Annotated in this window: 27 protein-coding genes and 1 pseudogene; 14 read left to right on the top strand and 14 right to left on the bottom strand. The window is 68.7% G+C overall.

The genetic code is table 11. From position 1 onward, the window contains the following. Positions 1-46 precede the first annotated feature (46 nt). A pseudogene (locus ABD437_RS12405) lies at positions 47-1,795 on the top strand (BTAD domain-containing putative transcriptional regulator); the annotation flags it as partial. On the opposite strand, the gene ABD437_RS12410 reads toward ABD437_RS12405, so the two are convergent. Further along, the gene (locus ABD437_RS12410) at positions 1,788-3,110 is read right to left on the bottom strand and encodes an FAD-binding oxidoreductase (RefSeq protein ID WP_344648924.1); all 1,323 of its coding nucleotides are present in this window, start codon (positions 3,108-3,110) and stop codon (positions 1,788-1,790) included. The pseudogene ABD437_RS12405 and the gene ABD437_RS12410 sit on opposite strands and share 8 nt — an antisense overlap. Continuing rightward, positions 3,110-3,919, bottom strand: coding sequence for an SMP-30/gluconolactonase/LRE family protein (locus ABD437_RS12415; RefSeq protein WP_344648925.1), 810 nt, complete (start codon positions 3,917-3,919; stop codon positions 3,110-3,112). Before ABD437_RS12415 ends, ABD437_RS12410 begins: the two co-directional genes overlap by 1 nt. Before the next feature lie 194 nt (positions 3,920-4,113). Here ABD437_RS12415 and ABD437_RS12420 point away from each other — a divergent pair, with 194 nt between their 5' ends. Continuing rightward, positions 4,114-4,239, top strand: coding sequence for a hypothetical protein (locus ABD437_RS12420; RefSeq protein WP_344648926.1), 126 nt, complete (start codon positions 4,114-4,116; stop codon positions 4,237-4,239). Positions 4,240-4,293: 54 nt separating this feature from the next. Here ABD437_RS12420 and ABD437_RS12425 read toward each other — a convergent pair whose 3' ends face one another. The 3 genes from ABD437_RS12425 to ABD437_RS12435 form a co-directional block, all read right to left on the bottom strand. Then, the gene (locus ABD437_RS12425) at positions 4,294-4,923 is read right to left on the bottom strand and encodes a uridine kinase family protein (RefSeq protein ID WP_344648927.1); all 630 of its coding nucleotides are present in this window, start codon (positions 4,921-4,923) and stop codon (positions 4,294-4,296) included. A gap of 88 nt (positions 4,924-5,011) precedes the next feature. Next, entirely contained in the window at positions 5,012-5,290 is a 279-nt protein-coding gene (locus ABD437_RS12430) for a GlsB/YeaQ/YmgE family stress response membrane protein (RefSeq protein WP_344648928.1), read from the bottom strand. Positions 5,291-5,419: 129 nt separating this feature from the next. Next, positions 5,420-5,881 (bottom strand): nitroreductase/quinone reductase family protein, encoded by a 462-nt coding sequence (locus ABD437_RS12435; RefSeq protein ID WP_344648929.1) that lies wholly within the window; start codon positions 5,879-5,881, stop codon positions 5,420-5,422. Between the two features lie 78 nt (positions 5,882-5,959). Between ABD437_RS12435 and ABD437_RS12440 the strand changes: the two genes are divergently transcribed. Further along, a complete protein-coding gene (locus ABD437_RS12440) occupies positions 5,960-6,415 on the top strand; it encodes a MarR family winged helix-turn-helix transcriptional regulator (RefSeq protein WP_344648930.1) in 456 nt (151 codons plus the stop codon). 24 nt (positions 6,416-6,439) lie between these two features. On the opposite strand, the gene ABD437_RS12445 is transcribed toward ABD437_RS12440, so the two are convergent. Continuing rightward, on the bottom strand, positions 6,440-6,901 hold the full coding sequence (locus ABD437_RS12445) for a cupin domain-containing protein (RefSeq protein ID WP_344648931.1): 462 nt from the start codon (positions 6,899-6,901) through the stop codon (positions 6,440-6,442). 52 nt (positions 6,902-6,953) lie between these two features. After that, positions 6,954-7,490: a hypothetical protein gene (locus ABD437_RS12450; RefSeq protein WP_344648932.1), complete on the bottom strand. Its 537-nt coding sequence runs from the start codon at positions 7,488-7,490 to the stop codon at positions 6,954-6,956. Between the two features lie 240 nt (positions 7,491-7,730). On the opposite strand from ABD437_RS12450, the gene ABD437_RS12455 reads away from it, so the two are divergent. After that, positions 7,731-7,859 carry a hypothetical protein gene (locus ABD437_RS12455; RefSeq protein ID WP_281174599.1) on the top strand — a complete coding sequence of 43 codons (129 nt, stop codon included), beginning with the start codon at positions 7,731-7,733 and terminating at the stop codon, positions 7,857-7,859. Between the two features lie 46 nt (positions 7,860-7,905). Here ABD437_RS12455 and ABD437_RS12460 read toward each other — a convergent pair whose 3' ends face one another. Beyond that, entirely contained in the window at positions 7,906-8,301 is a 396-nt protein-coding gene (locus ABD437_RS12460; protein ID WP_344648933.1) for a RidA family protein, read from the bottom strand. A gap of 165 nt (positions 8,302-8,466) precedes the next feature. On the opposite strand from ABD437_RS12460, the gene ABD437_RS12465 reads away from it, so the two are divergent. The 6 genes from ABD437_RS12465 (at position 8,467) to ABD437_RS12490 (ending at position 11,842) form a co-directional block, all read left to right on the top strand. Next, entirely contained in the window at positions 8,467-8,589 is a 123-nt protein-coding gene (locus ABD437_RS12465; protein ID WP_344648934.1) for a hypothetical protein, read from the top strand. Positions 8,590-8,874: 285 nt separating this feature from the next. Next, the gene (locus ABD437_RS12470) at positions 8,875-9,003 is read left to right on the top strand and encodes a hypothetical protein (RefSeq protein ID WP_281174598.1); all 129 of its coding nucleotides are present in this window, start codon (positions 8,875-8,877) and stop codon (positions 9,001-9,003) included. A gap of 76 nt (positions 9,004-9,079) precedes the next feature. After that, complete coding sequence (locus tag ABD437_RS12475) at positions 9,080-9,739, top strand: Type 1 glutamine amidotransferase-like domain-containing protein (RefSeq protein WP_344648935.1); 660 nt, start codon at positions 9,080-9,082, stop codon at positions 9,737-9,739. Between the two features lie 71 nt (positions 9,740-9,810). Continuing rightward, positions 9,811-10,776 (top strand): ATP-binding cassette domain-containing protein, encoded by a 966-nt coding sequence (locus ABD437_RS12480; RefSeq protein WP_344648936.1) that lies wholly within the window; start codon positions 9,811-9,813, stop codon positions 10,774-10,776. Next, the gene (locus ABD437_RS12485) at positions 10,773-11,594 is read left to right on the top strand and encodes an ABC transporter permease (RefSeq protein WP_344648937.1); all 822 of its coding nucleotides are present in this window, start codon (positions 10,773-10,775) and stop codon (positions 11,592-11,594) included. The genes ABD437_RS12480 and ABD437_RS12485 overlap by 4 nt, the downstream gene beginning before the upstream one ends. A gap of 119 nt (positions 11,595-11,713) precedes the next feature. Next, positions 11,714-11,842, top strand: a complete 129-nt coding sequence (locus ABD437_RS12490) for a hypothetical protein (RefSeq protein ID WP_344648938.1) — start codon at positions 11,714-11,716, stop codon at positions 11,840-11,842. Between the two features lie 58 nt (positions 11,843-11,900). Here ABD437_RS12490 and ABD437_RS12495 read toward each other — a convergent pair whose 3' ends face one another. Next, the gene (locus ABD437_RS12495; RefSeq protein WP_344648939.1) at positions 11,901-12,326 is read right to left on the bottom strand and encodes a VOC family protein; all 426 of its coding nucleotides are present in this window, start codon (positions 12,324-12,326) and stop codon (positions 11,901-11,903) included. Between the two features lie 502 nt (positions 12,327-12,828). Between ABD437_RS12495 and ABD437_RS12500 the strand changes: the two genes are divergently transcribed. Beyond that, positions 12,829-13,569, top strand: a complete 741-nt coding sequence (locus tag ABD437_RS12500) for an SDR family NAD(P)-dependent oxidoreductase (RefSeq protein ID WP_344648940.1) — start codon at positions 12,829-12,831, stop codon at positions 13,567-13,569. Between the two features lie 61 nt (positions 13,570-13,630). Here the strand turns inward: ABD437_RS12500 and ABD437_RS12505 are convergent, their stop codons facing one another. From ABD437_RS12505 to ABD437_RS12515, 3 genes are all read right to left on the bottom strand, one after another. Further along, complete coding sequence (locus tag ABD437_RS12505) at positions 13,631-13,759, bottom strand: hypothetical protein (protein WP_281174598.1); 129 nt, start codon at positions 13,757-13,759, stop codon at positions 13,631-13,633. A gap of 283 nt (positions 13,760-14,042) precedes the next feature. Continuing rightward, entirely contained in the window at positions 14,043-14,171 is a 129-nt protein-coding gene (locus ABD437_RS12510) for a hypothetical protein (RefSeq protein WP_344648941.1), read from the bottom strand. 113 nt (positions 14,172-14,284) lie between these two features. Beyond that, positions 14,285-14,866 (bottom strand): hypothetical protein, encoded by a 582-nt coding sequence (locus ABD437_RS12515; protein ID WP_344648942.1) that lies wholly within the window; start codon positions 14,864-14,866, stop codon positions 14,285-14,287. 58 nt (positions 14,867-14,924) lie between these two features. Between ABD437_RS12515 and ABD437_RS12520 the strand changes: the two genes are divergently transcribed. Then, a complete protein-coding gene (locus ABD437_RS12520) occupies positions 14,925-15,554 on the top strand; it encodes an alpha/beta fold hydrolase (RefSeq protein WP_344648943.1) in 630 nt (209 codons plus the stop codon). Here the strand turns inward: ABD437_RS12520 and ABD437_RS12525 are convergent. Continuing rightward, the gene (locus ABD437_RS12525; protein ID WP_344648944.1) at positions 15,536-16,120 is read right to left on the bottom strand and encodes a pyridoxamine 5'-phosphate oxidase family protein; all 585 of its coding nucleotides are present in this window, start codon (positions 16,118-16,120) and stop codon (positions 15,536-15,538) included. The genes ABD437_RS12520 and ABD437_RS12525 overlap by 19 nt on opposite strands. A gap of 31 nt (positions 16,121-16,151) precedes the next feature. On the opposite strand from ABD437_RS12525, the gene ABD437_RS12530 reads away from it, so the two are divergent. Continuing rightward, entirely contained in the window at positions 16,152-17,021 is an 870-nt protein-coding gene (locus ABD437_RS12530) for an alpha/beta fold hydrolase (protein ID WP_344648945.1), read from the top strand. On the opposite strand, the gene ABD437_RS12535 is transcribed toward ABD437_RS12530, so the two are convergent. Continuing rightward, positions 16,972-17,532, bottom strand: coding sequence for a PH domain-containing protein (locus ABD437_RS12535; protein WP_344648946.1), 561 nt, complete (start codon positions 17,530-17,532; stop codon positions 16,972-16,974). The genes ABD437_RS12530 and ABD437_RS12535 overlap by 50 nt on opposite strands. Before the next feature lie 56 nt (positions 17,533-17,588). On the opposite strand from ABD437_RS12535, the gene ABD437_RS12540 reads away from it, so the two are divergent. Next, the gene (locus ABD437_RS12540) at positions 17,589-18,065 is read left to right on the top strand and encodes a GNAT family N-acetyltransferase (protein WP_344648947.1); all 477 of its coding nucleotides are present in this window, start codon (positions 17,589-17,591) and stop codon (positions 18,063-18,065) included. Positions 18,066-18,090 lie beyond the last annotated feature (25 nt).

Genomic DNA, 18,090 nt, shown 5'->3' on the forward strand with positions numbered 1-18,090 from the left:
CAACGCGTACCGGCTCGTTCTCACCGAGAACGAGTGCGATCTCCTGCACTTTCGGGCACTCGTTCGGCGCGCGAGGGAAACCACGCATCCCTTACGGGCCACCGTGCTGCGCACCGAGGCGCTCGCGCTCTGGGACGGCCGGGCCGCCGCGGGCATCGAGACGTCGGTGGAGGCGGCGACGGTGTTCCGGGCCATCGACGCCGAACGCTCCCAGGTGGCGATCCAGGCCGCCGAGGTGGCCGCCGCGTACACCGGCGCCGAGCCCTCCTACGAACTGCTCCGGGTGCTGCGTGCCACGGTCGCGGCCGACCCGCTGAACGAGCTGCTGCACGCCGCGCTCACCCGCTGTCTCACCGCGGCCGGCCACCGCGCCGAGGCGCTCGGCACGATCCGGGCTCTCCGGCAGCGGCTGGCCGACGAGCTCGGCATCGGCCCCGGTCCGGCCCTGCGCCAGGCCCACCTCGAGATACTCCGGTCCGACGACCAGGCGATGCAGGTGGCCCCGGCGGTCCGCCCCGCGATGGTGCCCGCCGAGCTGACCACGTTCTCCGGTCGCGCCGCCGAGATCGAGCACATCGACACGTTCGCCGCCGACCGGCCGGACGCGGCGATCGTCGTCATCCACGGCATGGGCGGGGTGGGCAAGACGACGCTCGCGGTGCGCTGGGCGCGCGCCAACGCCTACCGGTTCCCCGACGGGGAGCTCTTCGTCGACCTGCGCGGTTTCGGCCCGGAGGGGCGGCCGATCCCGGCCGGGGAGGCGCTGTTGCCGCTGCTGACCGCGCTCGGTGTTCCCGCCGACGAGATGCCGGCGAGCGCGGACGAACGGGTGGCGCTCTACCGGTCGCTGCTCGATCGCCGGCGGGTGCTGCTGATCGTCGACAACGCCCGCGACGAGGAGCACGTCCGCCCGCTGCTGCCGCCCGGCCCCGGTTCGCTGACCGTGGTGACCAGCCGGAGCCGGCTGACCGGGCTGGTCGTGGCCCAGGGTGCGACCCCGGTCGCGTTGAACGTTCTGTCCGACGCCGAGGCGCGCGCCATGCTGCTGCGCCGGATCCGTCCGCCGGTCGACCGGTCGGCGGTCGACGAGATCCTCGGCTACTGCGGGGGGTTGCCGCTGGCGCTCAGCATCGTCGCCGCGCGCCTGCTGACCGATCTGTCGCTCACTCCCCGGACGGTGGCCGACCAGATGCGCGCGTGCGCGTCCCGCCCGGCCGCTCTCGAAGGCGGTGACGTGGGGGTTCGCGCGACGTTGCGCTGGTCGTACGAGGCGCTGTCGCCGCCGGCCCAGCGGGCGGTGCGGCTGGCCGGAGTGCACCGCGGCTACGAGGGCTCGATGCAGCTGACCGCGAGCGTGTGCGGCGTCTCGATGGCGGAGGCTCAGCGGGTCACCGACGAGTTGATGGACGTCCGGCTGCTGGACCAGCCCAGCCCCGGCCGGTACCGGGCCCACGACCTCATCTGTCTGTTCTCCTACGAAGTGTGCATGGAGGGCGAGACCGAGGCTTCGAGGCGGGAAGCACGCGGTCGCCTTCTCGGCTGTTACCGGGCGAGCCTGGCCGCCGCGGCGGCGGTGATCAGCGGCGACGTCCGCGTGGTGGAGGCGCCCGGGGCGGGAGTCACCCCGATGACCTTCGACGACGCGGTGCAGGCGCGGAACTGGCTCGCCGTTGAGCGTCCCCAACTGCTGTTGACCTTGGACGACCTGGGCAAGCACCCGCCGGGCGCGTGGGAAGCCGACCAGTACGACGCGTTGGCAGCTTCGCTGTCGGACGTCGAGTCACTCGTCAAATGACCGGGATCTCGTGGTTGGCGCGGAACACCGCGAACGGGTCCTTCTTCCGGCGGATGCGCCGCAACGACTGCCAGGCGCCGGGATCGAATCCGGTGGCGGGGTCGACCAGCTGCTGGGTGAAGTTGAGGTAGTTGCGGTCGCTGGACCACGGCCTCATCGCCTCGATCGTGCGGTGGGCCTGGCCGCCGACGTTCACCCCGCCGGCCAGCAGCAGGAACTGCTCGTCGATCCGGTTGAGCACACCGCCGGACGGCGCCGGACGCCGCAGCGCACCGCCGAGCTGACGTAGTTCGGTGGTGAGGACGAGCGAGTCGTCGATCGAGACGTCGAGCAGCCGCTCCACGCCCTCCGGCGGCAGGTCCCACAGCAGGGCCGAGCGCACGCCGCCGAACGACGGTTCCTCCGACTCGAGGTGCAGCCGCGCGAGCGACCGGGCGGGTACCCGGGCGAACGTGTCCCACTTCGGCTTGAGCGCCCGGAGCAGCATCAGCATGCGGGTGGCTTCCTCGTCGCTGCCGAGCACCGCACCGTCGACGATCACCAGCCGGCGACCACGCAACTGCTCCGGCAGCTGGGGGATCAGCGGGTACTGCACCTGCCGGTACGCGGTGGTGACGAGGTCGGGCGCGTCCTCGGCCCAGTTCGCCCACACCGGGAGCACCCGCTCGGCGTCGCGCAGATCCCACACCAGCATTCCGGCGTAGGCGCTGCGGATCGGCTGCAGCTGCAGTTCGATGGCGGTGACCAGGCCGAAGTTGCCAGCACCGCCGCCACGCAGGGCCCAGAAGAGCTCGTCCTCGTGGTCTTCGTCGGCGCGGACCAGGCTGCCGTCGGGGGTGATCAGCTCGACGGCCCTGACCGAGTTCGCGGCCAGGCCCAGCGCCCGGCTGTACCACCCGATGCCGCCGCCGAGCGTGTGGCCGATGATCCCGGTGCCCGGCGCCGACCCGTGCAGCGCGGCCAGCCCGTGCTCGCCGATCATGTCGACGAGCGGCCCCCAGATCGCTCCGGCGCCGACCCGGGCGATGCCGGCCTCGGGATCGAGTTGGTAGGAGTTGAGGTGGTCGGTGCGGACGATCACCGTGTCGCTGAGGTCCTGGCCGTCGAACGGGTACGCGTTGTGGCCGGTGCCGATCGGCGCCACCCGAAGCCCTTCGCTCGTGGCCAGCCGCACCACGACGGCGGCCTCGGCGGCCGAGCGGGGGAACGCCACGGCGGCGGGTTTGAGGTCGGCGGTCAGCGCCCAGGTCTTGCACGCCACCTCGTACTCGAGGTCGACGGGTCGGTAGATGTATCGCTCGAGCACGTCTCTCATCAGCTGTTCACCTGCAGTCGGACGAGTCTGGCCGGGATGGTTTCGGTGCCGGCGGCCGTCACCCAGACGAAGTCGGAGTTCGCCGGGTCGATCGCCACCGCCGTGGTGGTCGCCAGGTTCCGCACGACGTCGCGCCGGCTCCCGTCCGGGCGCACCTGGACGACGCTGTCGTGGAAGAGCGTGGCGACGTAGAAGCTGCCGTCGGGGTGCCGGTCGAGGTCGTCCCCGACGATCTGGTCGGCGACGACCGAGAGGTTCGGGAAGACGAGCGGCGTGTGCAGGATCAGCGAGCGCGCGGTGTTGGTGAGGTAGACGTCGTCCTGCTCGACGACGATGCCGTTGACGCCGGGAAGCGAGTCGTGCGGGCTCGTGAGCAACTCGTCCTCGATCCAGACCGCGTAGGCACCGTTCTCCGGGTTGATCCGCGTGACCGTGCCCTCGGCGGAATCGACGACCAGGAGATGTCGGCCGCTCGCGGCCAGGCCGTTGCCCAGTCGCAGGTCCGGAAGCTCGCAGACGAGCTCGGCGCCGGTGTGGGCCAGCGAGATGCGGTAGAGCCGCCAGTTGTCCCGGCCGTTGCTGCCGGCGACGACGTAGGCGTCGTCCTGGACGACCGCGATCCCGCGGGGCATCGCCGGCAGGGTCGCGAAGACCGTGATGGTTCCGTCCGGGTGGACGCGGTCGATGCGGTTGTGGCTGAGAAAAGTGACGAGCCAACTGCCGTCAGGAGCCGCGGCCAGGTTCTCCGGGTACGTGCCCGGTGGCCACTCGGCGACCGTCGTCACCGGTAGCTGTTGTTGCTTGTTCAACCATGTCACACCTGCGACGACGGGTGATCAGAGGCGGAGTTCATTCGCTGCGCGATGCGAACATTGATCGCATTGGTCACTGTCCACTGTGTTAGGAGTGAAACGTTCCAACCGTTGGGTCACTGATCAAGCGGAACGTTGATCCAGGCGACTCTTGTGGTGCACGCAGCAACACCAACAACAGGAGGAACACCGTGAGCCACCACCGGGACGACCACGGTCACTGGGACCACCACGACGACCACAACAAGCACCGTCGGCGTCGTCGCCATCACCGCAAGCACCGCGACGAGAACTGGGGCTGGAGCCACCACGGCTGAGCCGCCCGTCGAACCGGCCCGGAGCGCGATCGCGCTCCGGGCCGGAGTGGTTTTTCAGCCGGTCGGCGGCGCAACCAGAAGTTCGGCGCCCGGCGGGCCGGCGACGACGAGCGTCGCCCGTGCCCACGGTTGTTCGCGCCGCAGGAACGGCAGCTCTTCGTCGAGCCAGCGTGCGACGTGCTCGCGGTGCTCGGGTGAGTCGCCGTCGCGGGCGACCAGCAGCCGCTCCTGCTCGTCGAGGTCACCCTGGACGTAGATCGACGCGTCGAGCCACGGCGCGAGCTCGCTCCGCACGATGCCGGTGCCTTCGATCCACACGAAGTCCAGCCCGGCCGGAACCGTGATCTCCCCGGGACGGCCGTGAACGGACCAGGCGTCCGGACGGAAGTGCACCGCCTCGCCCCGGTGCAGCGGTTTCAGGACGTGCTCGAGCAGCAGCCCGCCCCAGTCGAAACAGGCGTGGTTCCAGACGACGTCGTCGGTGTGCACGATCGCGGAGCCGCCCGCCGCGTCAGCCAACCGCTCGGCGAGCGTCGTCTTGCCCGCACCGCCCCGCCCGTCGATCCCGATCAGCCGCGGCCGCCCGTCGACCCCGGGCGAGGCGGCACGCAACCGCGCCACCACCTCGGCCGCGGCGACGCCCCGCCAACCGGCGGCCTCGACCTCTCCCGGGTGCAGTCGCATGAACCATTTACGCAAAACGAAGGGCCGGCCGCATCTCTGCGGCCGGCCCTTCTGCCAACCCACCCAGGGGTGGTTCGCGACGCGTTCGTCAGTGAACGCGGTGCCCGCGACGGCCGTAGAAGCCGGCGGTCAGGCTCACGCCCACCGCGGCCAGCACGACCTGGAAGATCAGCTCGATCCAGTCGAAACCACGGGTGTCGGCGACACCGATCCCGCGTGCGAGCGCCGTTCCGAGCAGCGCAGCCACGATGCCGATGACGATCGTGAGCCAGATCGGGATGTTCTGCTTGCCGGGGACGACGAGACGCCCGAGCGCCCCGATGATCAGACCCACGAGCAGCGCAGAAATGATGCCGGCGATGGTCACGGCGCACTACCTTCCTTGTCTCCCGCCGCAGTGGTTCGCGGCGACCCGGACACTGAGTCCCCCCGAAGACAAAGACATCAAACAGGTTGTGACGTAGCAGCAAATCCGTTTAAGGGCGCCTCGCTCCGGTCATTCCGCGCGGCGCGTCAACCGGATCACCGGCAACTCCCGATCCGTCTTCACCTGGTAGTCGGCGAATCCCGGTGCGCTGGCCGTAATGCTCTGCCAGGCCGCGTCCCGCTCGGCTCCGTGCAGCTGCTCGGCCGTCACCGGCACCGTCTGCCCGTCGACGTCGATGCTGACCCGATCGGGGTGTGCCGCCAGGTTGTAGTACCAGGCCGGATTCTTCGCCGCACCGGCCGCGGACGCGCAGATCAGCCAGCTGTCACCCTCGCCGGGGAACCAGGCGAGCGGCGACTCGCGCTCGGCCCCGCTCTTGGCGCCGACCGTCTTCAGGACGAGCGCCTGACCCCCGCGCATCCCACCCTTTCCGCGCCGGATCCGCCGCATCATCATCCGGTTCGCCCAGATCAACAGGCGCCCGCGGGGCTGACGGGCACCACGCGTGCCGTTCCGGGTGTCAAAGACCACGAGATCCTCCAGCGTCGATACTTCGCGTCGCGAACAAACTATTTCGCGGCGCGAACTTTCGCAAGCTAAAGTTCGGGGATGCACGAGCTAGGAGCCGGAGTCGCGCTGGCGGGCCTCGCGGCGCTGATCCACCGTCGTTACAGCGAGATCTGCGCCGCCCACGACCTCACCCCGGCGCAGGCCCAGTTGCTGTGCATGCTCAAGGACCGGCCACGGGGGCTGACCGAACTCTCGCGTCTGCTCGGGCTGGCCCGGCCCGGCCTCAGCGGCCTCGTCGACCGCATCGAGCGGCGCGGTCTGGTGCAGCGGGACAACGCGGCGCACGATCGTCGGGCCGTCCTGCTCAGCACCACGGCGCTGGGCCAGAAGACCGTCGACGCGCTCTACGCCGACATCTCGTCGCGCCTGCCCGACCTGCTGGAGGGTGTCGCACCGGAGGACCGGCGCGTCTTCGAGCGCGTCGCCGCCGAGATCGCCACCGGGGGTGGTTTCCCCGGGGCGTTCGGCGGCTCGTGCTCGACGGCCGCCGGCTGAGGCCTCGATCAGCGCGACGCGCGATCAGCGCGGGGGTCCAACGATGACGCTGCCGTACCGCTCCGCCGCGGCGGGATCTGGTTTGATCGCGAACCCTTCCGGCCGCGGTGTCGACAAATCACGCCCGGCTTCCCGGAACATCCCCTCGATCCCGGCCGGGGTGTTGATCATCAGCAGGTCGGCCTTCTTCGAGGTGATCCGGTACGAGTGCGCGACGTTCTTCGGGAGGAACACGATCCCACCCTCGGCGAGCTCGTACTCCTGATCGTCGTACCAGACCAGGGCCGTGCCTTTGAGCAGCAGGAAGACCTCGTCCTCCCGCGTGTGCAGGTGATAGGGCGGCGCTTCGCCCTCGGAGACGTCGAAGCGCCCGATCATCAGTTGGCCGTCGCTGGCCTTGCCGTCGAGCAGCAGGCCGAGCGTGCCACCGTTGAGCCATTCGAGTTGCTGCTGTTGTTCGGGCTGCGCGAGATAGAGCTGACTCATGCCCTGATCATCAGCAGCGGAACGGCTCCGTACCTGGGCCGGATTGGCCCACTCAAGCCCGGCCGCAGCCCGGCAGGGTGGGCCCGTACCCGGGCGCCGCCGCCGCGCTCCGTTCCGCGGCCCCGAACGTGAACGCCGTGCCGTTCCAGGTAGCCGTCTGCTTCACCACGAGACTGGGCCGATCAGCGGGGTCGCCGTCAGCACGCACCCGGCCGATCACGGTCACCGTCCGACCGTCCGGATGAACACACCCACCGCGCTGCAGATGCACCGGTACCGCAGTGGTCACCGCACCGAGGTATCCGGCGCTGTCCGGGTCCCAGTAGTCGACGACCAGCACGTTGTCCGCCCCGTCGAGGCCGCCGCAGTGGAGCGTCACGAAGTACTCGAGCGCCCCGTCCCCGGTCACGTCCTGCGCGAACGGATGCTCCGCCACCCGAGCATCAGTGCACCCCGGCACCAGCTCAGCACCCCGCTCGGCCCAGAGCGCCTCCACCGGAACGTTGTCGGGCCCCGCGCCGGCAAGCTCTTCGGCCGATCCGACCAGCCAAAACCCGCCAATGACGACGACGAGCACGAGCAGAAACACACCGGCTGGACTGTGGGCCGTCCGTCCACTCTGGATCAACGCTCTGCTCCCTATTGACGACCCAGTGCTACAGGCGCAACAACCTAGTACTGCGCGTCGGGGAGTCGTTCAGCGGCCTGCCTCCGCAGTGTTGGGAACCGAACGTTCCGGTCGTTGTGCGGCCGATCGAGCATGCCTGGCTTCCCGGCGAAGCTAGTGGCACAGCAGGAACACACACTTTCTTCTTGGAGGCTGGACGACATGAGCGGCTGCTACGACTACTCGTACAACGAGTGCAACGACTACTCCTACGAGGAGTGCAAGCCGCGTCGTCGTCGCCACCACAAGAAGCGCTACAACGACTGCTGGGACTACAACCCCTGCAGCTGATCTTCAACTTTCGAAACCCGGAACGCTCATCGCGTTCCGGGTTTTTTCATGCCGGTAGCACGGCGATCGCTTCGATCTCGACGAGTTGGTCGGGGTAGCCGAGAACGGTGACGCCCAGCAGGGTGCTGGGTGGCTGGGGATCGAAGTAGGTGGTGATCGCGCTCCAGGCGGCGCTCAGGTCTTCTCGCTGGTTCGACGCCACGTAGATGGTGGTTTTGACGACGTCGGTGAAGTCGGCGCCGGCTGCTCGCAGAGCGGTTCGAAGGTTGTCGACGGTTTGACGGCACTGGCCGAGCAGGTCGCCAACCGGCGTGGTGCGGCCGGCGGAGTCGAGCGGGCATGCTCCGGCGGCGAAGACCAGCTGCCCGGCCGCGGCGAGCGCGGCGTAGGCGTAGGGCGCAGTCGGGGCGAGGCTGGGCGGGTTGATCAGCTGGTGGGCCATGGGCCACACAGTCGCGCTTCGAGCGGTGAGAAGTCATCTCAATTGCGCGGCTGTGTTGGGAACCGAACGTTCCGGTCGTTGTGCGGCCGATCGAGCGTTCCTGGCTTTCCGGTGAAGCTAGTGGCACAGCAGGAACACACACTTTCTTCTTGGAGGCTGGACGACATGAGCGGCTGCTACGACTACAACGAGTGCAACGACTACTCCTACGAGGAGTGCAAGCCGCGCCGTCGCCGTCACCACAAGAAGCGCTACAACGACTGCTGGGACTACAACCCCTGCAGCTGATCTTTTACCGCTGAGGCCCGGAGTGCACGACGCGCTCCGGGCCTCTTCGCGTGCACGAAGCCTCGGACAGCCGGTCCGCAGAGCCATTCGTCGATCACGGCGATGTGCAGCTCGACGTTCGTCAGAGTGGTCACCGGCGATTCAGCGGATTCTTCGTCGCGTGACCACAGTGTTGGCAACCGAACGTTCCCGCCGTCATCCAGCCGATCGAGCCGACCCCGAATCCACGCGAAGCTGATGGCACAGCAGGGGGAACACACACAAACTTTCTGGAGGCTGGACGACATGAGCGGCTGCTACGACTACGACTACAACCAGTGCAACGACTGGGACTACAACGAGTGCAAGCCGCGCCGTCGTCGCCACCACAAGAAGCGCTACAACGACTGCTGGGACTACAACCCCTGCAGCTGACCCACCTGAACAGCAAAGCCCGGAGCGCACACCGCGCTCCGGGTTTTTGTCGTACCGCCTCTCTACGCTTCGCGCCATGAAGCTTCTGCTGACGTCGGGCGGAATCACCAACTCCAGCATCCACTCGGCGCTGCTCCACCTGCTCGGCAAGCCGATCGAGGAATGCCACGCGCTCTGCATCCCCACCGCTCAGTGGGGTCATCCGATGTGCGGGCCGACGTCGGTGCGACGTTTCCTCGCCGATCGCGATCAGCCTTCTCTGTCCAATCTGGGCTGGGCGTCGGTCGGCGTCCTCGAGCTCACCGCACTGCCCACGATGGGCTCGGATCGGTGGGTGTCCTGGGTCCGGGAGGCCGACGCGCTCCTGGTCGACGGCGGCGACGCAACCTATCTGGCCCACTGGATGCGCGAGTCCACGCTCGTCGACCTGTTGCCTTCGCTACCGGAGACGGTCTGGGTGGGCGTGAGCGCGGGCAGCATGGTGATGACGCCCCGGATCGGGTCGTACTTCGTCGAGTGGCCCTCCGCGCCGGACGATCGTGCGCTCGGGCTCGTCGACTTCTCGATCTTCCCGCACTTGAACCTTTTCCCCACGAACACACCCGCGGACGCGGAGCGGTGGGCCGCCGACATCGGCGGTCCGGCGTACGCCATCGACGAGCAGACCGCCATCCAGGTCGTCGGCGGCACGGTCGACATGATCTCCGAGGGCGAGTGGTCAAAATTCGGGCCCTGATGACAGCGACCGCTCAGGGCTGACAGCGTCAGGACAGCGCCGTCTCAGCGCCGACCACCAACGTGTTGAGCATGACAACCGACCTGGTGATCGAGGCCGAGGGCCTCGTCAAGCATTTCGGCTCCACGAAGGCCCTCCAAGGCGTCGACATCGCCGTGGAACGCGGCACCATTCTCGGTGTTCTGGGGCCGAACGGCGCCGGCAAGACGACTGCCGTGCGCATCCTGTCCACGCTCCTCCGCCCCGACGGCGGCCAGGCCCGCATCGCCGGCTTCGACGTCGTCCGCGACGCCGAGCGCGTCCGTGAGGCGATCGGCCTCACCGGCCAGTACGCCTCGGTCGACGAGGACCTGACCGGGCGTCAGAATCTGGAGCTGTTCGGCGTCCTGCTCGATCTCGGTAAGGCCGGTGCCCGCCGACGTGCCACCGAGCTGCTCGAGTGGTTCGACCTCACCGACGCCGCCAACCGGGCCGCCAAGACCTACTCCGGCGGTATGCGCCGCCGCCTCGACCTGGCCGCGAGCCTCGTCGGCCGCCCCGACGTGATCTTCCTCGACGAGCCCACGACCGGGCTCGACCCGAGCAAACGCGAAGACATGTGGAACGTGGTGCGCACACTCGTCCGCGACGGATCCACCGTCCTGCTCACCACCCAGTACCTGGAAGAGGCCGAGGCGCTCGCCGACCAGATCACCGTGATCGACCACGGCGTCGTCATCGCGCACGACACCCCCGAGGCGTTGAAGCGCGTGGTCGGCGGCTCGACGCTCGAAGTCCGCCCCTCCAACGCCGCCGATCTGCCGGCCGCCGCCGAGATCCTGAACGAGATCTCCGCGGGCACCCCCGCCGATCAGATCCGCAAGGGCGTGTTGGCCGTCCCGGTCGCGTCCGACGAGGCGATGACCGCCGCCGTCGCTCGCCTGGCCGCCGCGCGCATCCCCGTCACCGAGCTCTCGCTCCACCTGCCGAGCCTCGACGAAGTGTTCTTCACCCTCACCGGCCGCACGGCCGTCGACACCCCGGAGGCCGCGGCATGACTACGACCCTCACCAGCCCCGACGTCACCCGCTCCGCGCCGGCGCCCCGCGCGCGTCGACCGTTCCGCCTGGTACGACACTCGCTGGCGCTCACAAAACGCAGTTTGATCAAGACCTGGCACACACCAGAAGCATTGATCGACGTGACGATTCAGCCGGCGATCTTCCTCGTCATCTTCGTCTACATCTTCGGCAAGTCGGTCTCCGGCTCCACCGAGCAGTATCTGCATTTCCTCCTGCCCGGCATCCTGGCCCAGAGCATCGCCACCGGCGCGATAGCGATCGGCGTCAACCTCAACACCGACCTGGAGAAGGGCCTGTTCGACCGGTTCCGGTCGCTGCCGATTCCGCGGTCGGCGCCACTGATCGGCGCCGTTCTCGGTGACGTCGTGCGGTACGTGATCGTCGCGGTGTCGACGTTGACCGTCGGCTACATCATGGGTTTCCGGATCGAGTCGAACCCTCTCGCCGCGGTCGCGGCCTGCCTGCTGGCTGTGCTCTTCGCGCTGTCGCTCAGCTGGGCGTCGGTATTCGTCGGGATGGTGGCCCGCACCAGCGGTGCGGTGCAGGGAATCATGTTCCTCGCCGTGCTGCCGCTGAGCTTCGCCTCGAGCATGTTCGTCGGCGTCTCGGCGCTGCCCGGCTGGATGCAGAGCTTCGTGAAGGTCAACCCGATCACGCACCTGGTCGACTCGATGCGTGCGTTGTTCGAGGGGACGCCGGTCGGCAACCACGTCTGGTGGACGCTGGCCTGGTGCGTCGGCCTGGTCGCGGTGTTCATGCCGCTGGCCCTGCGGGCCTACCGCAAGAAGGTGTGAGCCGCGAAGTGTTCGCACGCGAACGGTGACGACGTCAGGGGGCCAATCGATCGCGACGTTGATTCGCGGCAATCTATTGGCACCGCAGGAACAACCCGAATTCGTGGAGGAACGGCGACATGAGCGACTGCTACGGCTGGGACTACAACCAGGGCAACAACTGGGACTACAACGAGTGCAAGCCGCGCCGTCGCCGTCACCACAAGAAGCGCTACAACGACTGCTGGGACTACAACCCCTGCAGCTGAACCACCCGACGACGAAGCCCGGAGCGCGACGAGCGTTCCGGGCTTCGTCGTGTGCGGATCACGGGCGCTCGTGACAGACCGCCTCGAGGTTGATGCCGTGCGGGTCGAGCACGAACCCGCCGAAATAGTCGGCGTGGTATTCCTCGTGCACGGCGGGTGGGAGAAGTTCCGAGGCGCCCGCCGCCAGCGCCGCTTCATGGAACGTGACGACGTCGTCGCGGGTGTCGACGGTGAACGCAAGGTGCATGTTCGTGCCGACCGTGCCGCCGTCGATGAGCCAGAAGTACGGCTTCACGTCGGCGAGGCCGAAACCGGTCATGGCCGTCGGCTGGTTCGGCGTCGCGTTCGGCGGGATCTCCAGCATCTTGCTGATGCCGACGCTGGCCAGCACCGGCTCGTAGAACGCCACCGCGGCGGCCAGGTCGGGCACGGCGAGGTTGAGATGGTCGATCCGGGAACCGGCTCTGCTCTTCGGTGTGGTCACCCGCTCATCCTGAAGACCTAAGCGGACATCGAGTGGCCGCAATAACCCCGAGACGCGCCGCGCCCAGTGCGCCTACTGTGGATGACATGACGAGCACGAACCCCTGGCGTTTCTAGCAACCGTCGGCTGATCCGAGGCAACGCCCGCGGCCGGCGACGTGGAGCGGCGATGCGCCGCGCCATCCGCTGACGAAGGGTTCCTTCACCGTGCTCCCGCTCCTCTCCGGCGCTCGTGGCGTCGGTCAATCGCTCCCACTGTTCGATTCGCGCTGGCGTCGGCAGACGGCTGTGCTCGCTGCGCAACGCGCTCGCGAGCTGGCCGTGTGGGCGGCTCCCGCGCCGAGCCGGCGGCCCGGCCGGGCCCGGACGGATCGTCGCCGGGTACCGCTGCCACGGCACCGGCGGCGTACCGCGTCGGCGCGGCGTCGGCGGCGTCACCCGGACTGAAACTCGACGTCCGTTTGACGCCAGCATCCGGCGGCGTCGCTCGCCAGGCTGTTCGCATGAACGAGTTGACGAACAAGGTCGCGCTGGTCACCGGCGGGTCTCGTGGCATCGGCGCCGCGATCGCCCGCCGGCTCGCGGAGCGCGGGGCCGACGTGGCGGTGACCTACGCGCGGGGCCACGACCAGGCCCACGCGGTGGCCTGCGAAATCAAGGACACCGGACGCCGAGCGATCGCGATCGAGGCCGACAGCCGGAATCCCGACGAGGTGACGGGCGCGGTGGATCGGACGGCCGAGATGTTCGGCCGTCTGGACATCGTGGTCAACAACGCGGGTGTCTTCACCGTGGGCCCGATCGGCGAGCTCGGCGACGAGGAATTCGCCCACACGATGGCAGTGAACGTCCACGCGCCGTACGCGGCCTCGCGGGCGGCGCTGCGCCACCTGAAACCGGGCGGCCGGATCGTGAACATCGGCAGCAACGTCGCCGAGCGGACGGTTTTCCCCGGTTTCACGCTCTACGCGATGAGCAAGACGGCGCTGATCGGCATGACCAAAGGGCTCGCGCGGGAGCTCGGCTCGCGCGAGATCACGGTCAACCTGGTGCACCCGGGTCCGACGGACACGGACGCGAACCCGGCCGCCGGACCCAACGCCGACGGCATCCGAGCGTTCACCGCTCTGGAGCGCTATGCCGACGCAGGCGAGATCGCGAACGTGGTCTCGTTCCTGGCCAGCGACGAGGCGCGGTACGTGACCGGGGCGTCGATCTCCGTCGACGGTGGCTTCACGATCTGACCCGGACGCAACGAGGCCCGGAGCGCGGGGTGTGCGCTCCGGGTCTCGCTGTTCAGGTGGTTCAGCTGCAGGGGTTGTAGTCCCAGCAGTCGTTGTAGCGCTTCTTGTGGTGGCGACGACGGCGCGGCTTGCACTCGTTGTAGTCCCAGTCGTTGCACTGGTTGTAGTCGTAGTCGTAGCAGCCGCTCATGTCGTCCAGCCTCCAGAAAGTGTGTGTGTTCCCCCTGCTGTGCCATTAGCTTCGCGTGGATTCGGGGTCGGCTCGATCGGCCGGATGACGGCGGGAACGTTCGGTTGCCAACACTGTGGTCACGCGACGAAGAATCCACTGAATCGCCGGTGACCATTCTGACGAACGTCGAGCTGCACATCGCCGTGATCGACGAATGGCTCTGCGGACCGGCTGTCCGAGGCTTCGTGCACGCGAAGAGACCCGGAGCGCGTCATGCGCTCCGGGCCTCAGCGGGAAAGGATCAGCTGCAGAGGTTGTAGTCCCAGCAGTCGTTGTAGCGCTTCTTGTGGTGGCGGCGACGGCGCGGCTTGCACTCGTTGTAGTCCCAGTCGTTGCACGAGTCGTACGAGTAGTCGTAGCAGCCGCTCATGTCGTCCAGCCTCCAAGAAGAAAGTGTGTGTTCCTGCTGTGCCACTAGCTTCACCGGAAAGCCAGGAACGCTCGATCGGCCGCACAACGACCGGAACGTTCGGTTTGCAACACTCAGCGGCGCCAAGCGATCGTCGCGCGGCCGGCCGCTAATTCACGTAAGGCTTCGAGCGCCTCGTCCTGGCTCACCCCGAACTCGTACGAGGTCACCACCGACAGGCCGGGTCCGAACAGCAGCTGGGACGCCTCCGCTTTGAGCCACTCCACCCCCTCGGCGCGAACCCGCACGGTCACGACCCGACCGAACAACCGCCGCCCCGGGGATATCCGATCGACCGACTCCCACGGCACGAACAGCGGCGGGGCGAGAGCCACTCGTTTCCGGTGCAGAGGACCGATCCACACGCCGCTCGCATCGGCCGCGAACGTCGGGCCGGCCCGCACCGCCCGGGCCGTGGCCTCCACGGTCGCCACCACGGCAGCGACGAACGGCACCACCGCCAGCACGGCGAACAGCACCACCAGGTACCCGGACAGCGAGTCGGGCGCGACGATCAACAAAGCCGCGAAGGGCACGGAGAGCGCACCCGGCATCACCAACGCAGTGCCGCCGGCCACCGCCGCGTACCGCCAGCGTCGAGCCCGGACCACCAGGGCCGCGTTCTCCGGCACCCGGTCGACCACCGACATCGGCACCCCGGCACTCTAAGCCTCTCCGGGTTGGACAGTCGCGCCCAACGGGCACACCCGGATCATGGCTACCTTCGTCTTCATCCACGGCGCTGGTGACGTCGGCTGGTACTGGCACCTCGTGGAGGCCGAGTTGCGGGCACGCGGTCACGACACCGTCGCGCCCGATCTTCCCTGCGAGGACGATTCCGCCGGCCTCCCCGAGTACACCGACACCGTGGTGGCGGCGATCGGGAACCGAACGGATCCGGTCGTCGTCGGGCAGTCGCTCGGAGGGTTCGTCGCTCCGCTCGTCGGCCAGGAAGTTGCCGTGAAGTCGTTGGTGTTGGTGGCGCCGATGATCCCGGCGCCCCAGGAGGCTCCGGCCGACTTCTGGGTCAACACGCGCTACGACGAGCAGGCGAGCTACGACGACCTCTTCTACCACGACGTGCCCCCGCAGCTGGCCGCCGAGGCGCGGAAGCGGGGGCGTTCGCAGTCGGAGACCCGCCTGGCGGAACCGTCGCCGCTGAAGGCTTGGCCCGACGTCCCCACCAGGGTCGTGATCGGCCGGCACGACCGTCTGCTGCCGGTGGGCTTCATCAGCCGCGTGGCGCAGGAGCGGCTCGGCCTCACCCCGGACGTGATCGACAGCGGTCACACCCCGGCCCTGAGCCGCCCGACCGAGCTGGCGGACTACCTCGCCGGCCGCTGAGGCAGCGGCATCGGCACCGCCGGGAGGCCGTCGATGCTCTCGACGTTCGTCTCCTTGCTCTCGCAGTACGCCGCGAACCCGTCCTCCCCCTTACGGCCGAAGTACTCGGCGTGCAGCGTCCGCTCTTCGCGGTAGTCCATGAACGGCACCGCGAAACCACAGCTGTCGCTGACCCGCTCGGCCGTCACCAGGATGACCGCGCGGACCCCGACGTCGTCGGCCTCGGCCATCGTCGCGACGAGCTCGGCGAAGCGGGGGTCGTCGCGGAAGACCGGCTCGCCGCGCCCGTGGACACGCAGCACGGTCGGTGGGCCCTCGAACGCGCACCACATGAGCGTGATGCGACCGTTCTCGCGCAGGTGGGCGATGGTCTCGGCGTGGCTGCCACCGAAGTCCAGGTAGGCCAGCCGCTGGTCGTCGAGCACGGCCAGCGAACCGGACCGGCCCTTGGGCGAGAGGTTGACGTGCCCGTCGGCGCTCAGCGGCGCGGTGGCCACGAAGAACACCGGCTGGGCTTCGATGAAGGCGCGGAGACGGTCGGTGAGACGTTCGTACTGCTTCCCCATGCCTCGATCATGCCCGCGTAGCCTCGCGGATGTGGAGATCGAACGGCCCGACGGCCGGAAACTCGAGTACCTCGTAGCGGGTCCCGACGATGGCGTCCCCCTGGTCATGCACACCGGCACACCGTCGGCCGCGTTGCTCTACCAACCGATGGCCGACGCGGCCGCGCGCCACGGTCTGCGTCTGGTCCTCTACAGCCGCCCGGGGTACGCGAACTCCACACCTCAGCCCGGCCGGACCGTCGGCGACGTGGTCCCGGAGATCGTCGCTCTCCTCGACCACCTGGGCGCGAGCCGTTTCGTCACCGCCGGCTGGTCCGGTGGCGGCCCGCACGCGCTGGCCTGCGCGACGTTGCTCCCGAACTGGTGCGCGGCCGCCGCGGTCATCGCCGGCCCCACGCCGTTCGGTGCCGACGGCATCGACTGGCTCGGCGGCATGGGCGCGGAGAACATCGAGGAATTCGGTGCCGCCGTCGAGGGCGAGGCGAAGCTGACCCCGTACCTCGAGGCCGCCGCGGCCGAACTGGCCACGGTCACCGCCGACGAGGTCGCGACCGCCCTGGGCGACCTGGTCGACGCCGTCGACCGGAACGCGCTCACCGACGACTTCGCCGCCTACAACGCCGCGTCGTTCCGAGCCTCCGTGTCCACCGGCATCAGCGGGTGGCGCGACGACGACCTGGCGTTCGTCAAGGAGTGGGGCTTCGACCTCGCCACCATCAAGATCCCGGTCTCGATCTGGCAGGGCGGCCACGACCGCATGGTTCCCTTCGCCCACGGCCAGTGGCTCGCCGCGCACGTGCCCGGCGCCACCGCGCACCTCGACCCGGCCGAAGGTCACCTGTCGATCGTGCTCACTCGCTTCGACGCAATTGTCGAGGAACTCGCGGGATACCTTCGCTGATCCGTTTCAGCTCGTCCCGCTCCGCGGCCAAGGCCGCGGCCCGCTGCCGCAGCTCGGCGTCAACCTGCCGCTCCGTCGGCGTTCGGTCGTTCTTGATCGACGCCACGCGGCGAGCCCTCACCGGTTTGGTGCCGAGCACGGCCACGGCCTCCGAGCGCTCGCCGGGAAGCCCGAGCAGTGGCACGGTCCGTCCGTCGACGAGGCGGATGTGCACGTGAGTGCGTGAGTGGTCGAACTTCTCGACGCTCTCGACCTGATCCCAGGGGACGAGGCGAGCAGGGAGCTTGAGCCGGCGCTGTTCGAACCACGAGAGCCGGATGCCGTCCGCGTTCACGACGACCTCTCTCCAGGCCCAGATCAGGAGTAACCCGATCGTCCACACGGCCGTGTACACCAGCGTGGACCAGTCCTGCCGGTACACGAGCGCGGCGATACCGCCCACGGCGAGGGCGAGGTAGAGCGCCACCAGCCACCACCGCGGGAGCCGACACCCACGTACCTGATCCGGCATGCGGTGTGCGGTACCCGTTCACCGTTCCCCGGGAAACAATCGGTAGCGTCGGGGTCATGCAGGGCAACCATGTTCGCCTGCGCGAGGCGACCGAAGCCGACCTTCCGCGACTGGGCGAGATCCGCGCCGAACCCGAGGTCTTCGCGCGGTGGGGCGGTGAGCCCGACGATCTCACCGACGACGACCTGCACCTTTACGTCATCGAGTACGAGGACCGGGTCGTCGGCGCCATCCAGTGGTCGGAAGAGGACGATCCGGACTACCGCCACGCCGGCATCGACATCTACCTCGACCCCGCGGTGCACGGCCGCGGCCTGGGCACCGACGCGGTCCGCACGCTCGCCGCGCACCTGATCGCGCGCGGGCACCACCGCTTGGTCATCGACCCGGCCGCGGACAACGAGGCCGCGATCCGCTGTTACGCCAAGGTCGGTTTCCGGCCGGTCGGCATCATGCGCCGCTACGAGCGGGGGCCCGACGGCACGTGGCACGACGGTCTCCTCATGGATCTGCTCGCCGACGAGCTGACCTGAATCCATCGGGATTGACGATGGATTG

This window comes from Cryptosporangium japonicum, from assembly GCF_039524755.1.
GTDB lineage: Bacteria > Actinomycetota > Actinomycetes > Mycobacteriales > Cryptosporangiaceae > Cryptosporangium > Cryptosporangium japonicum.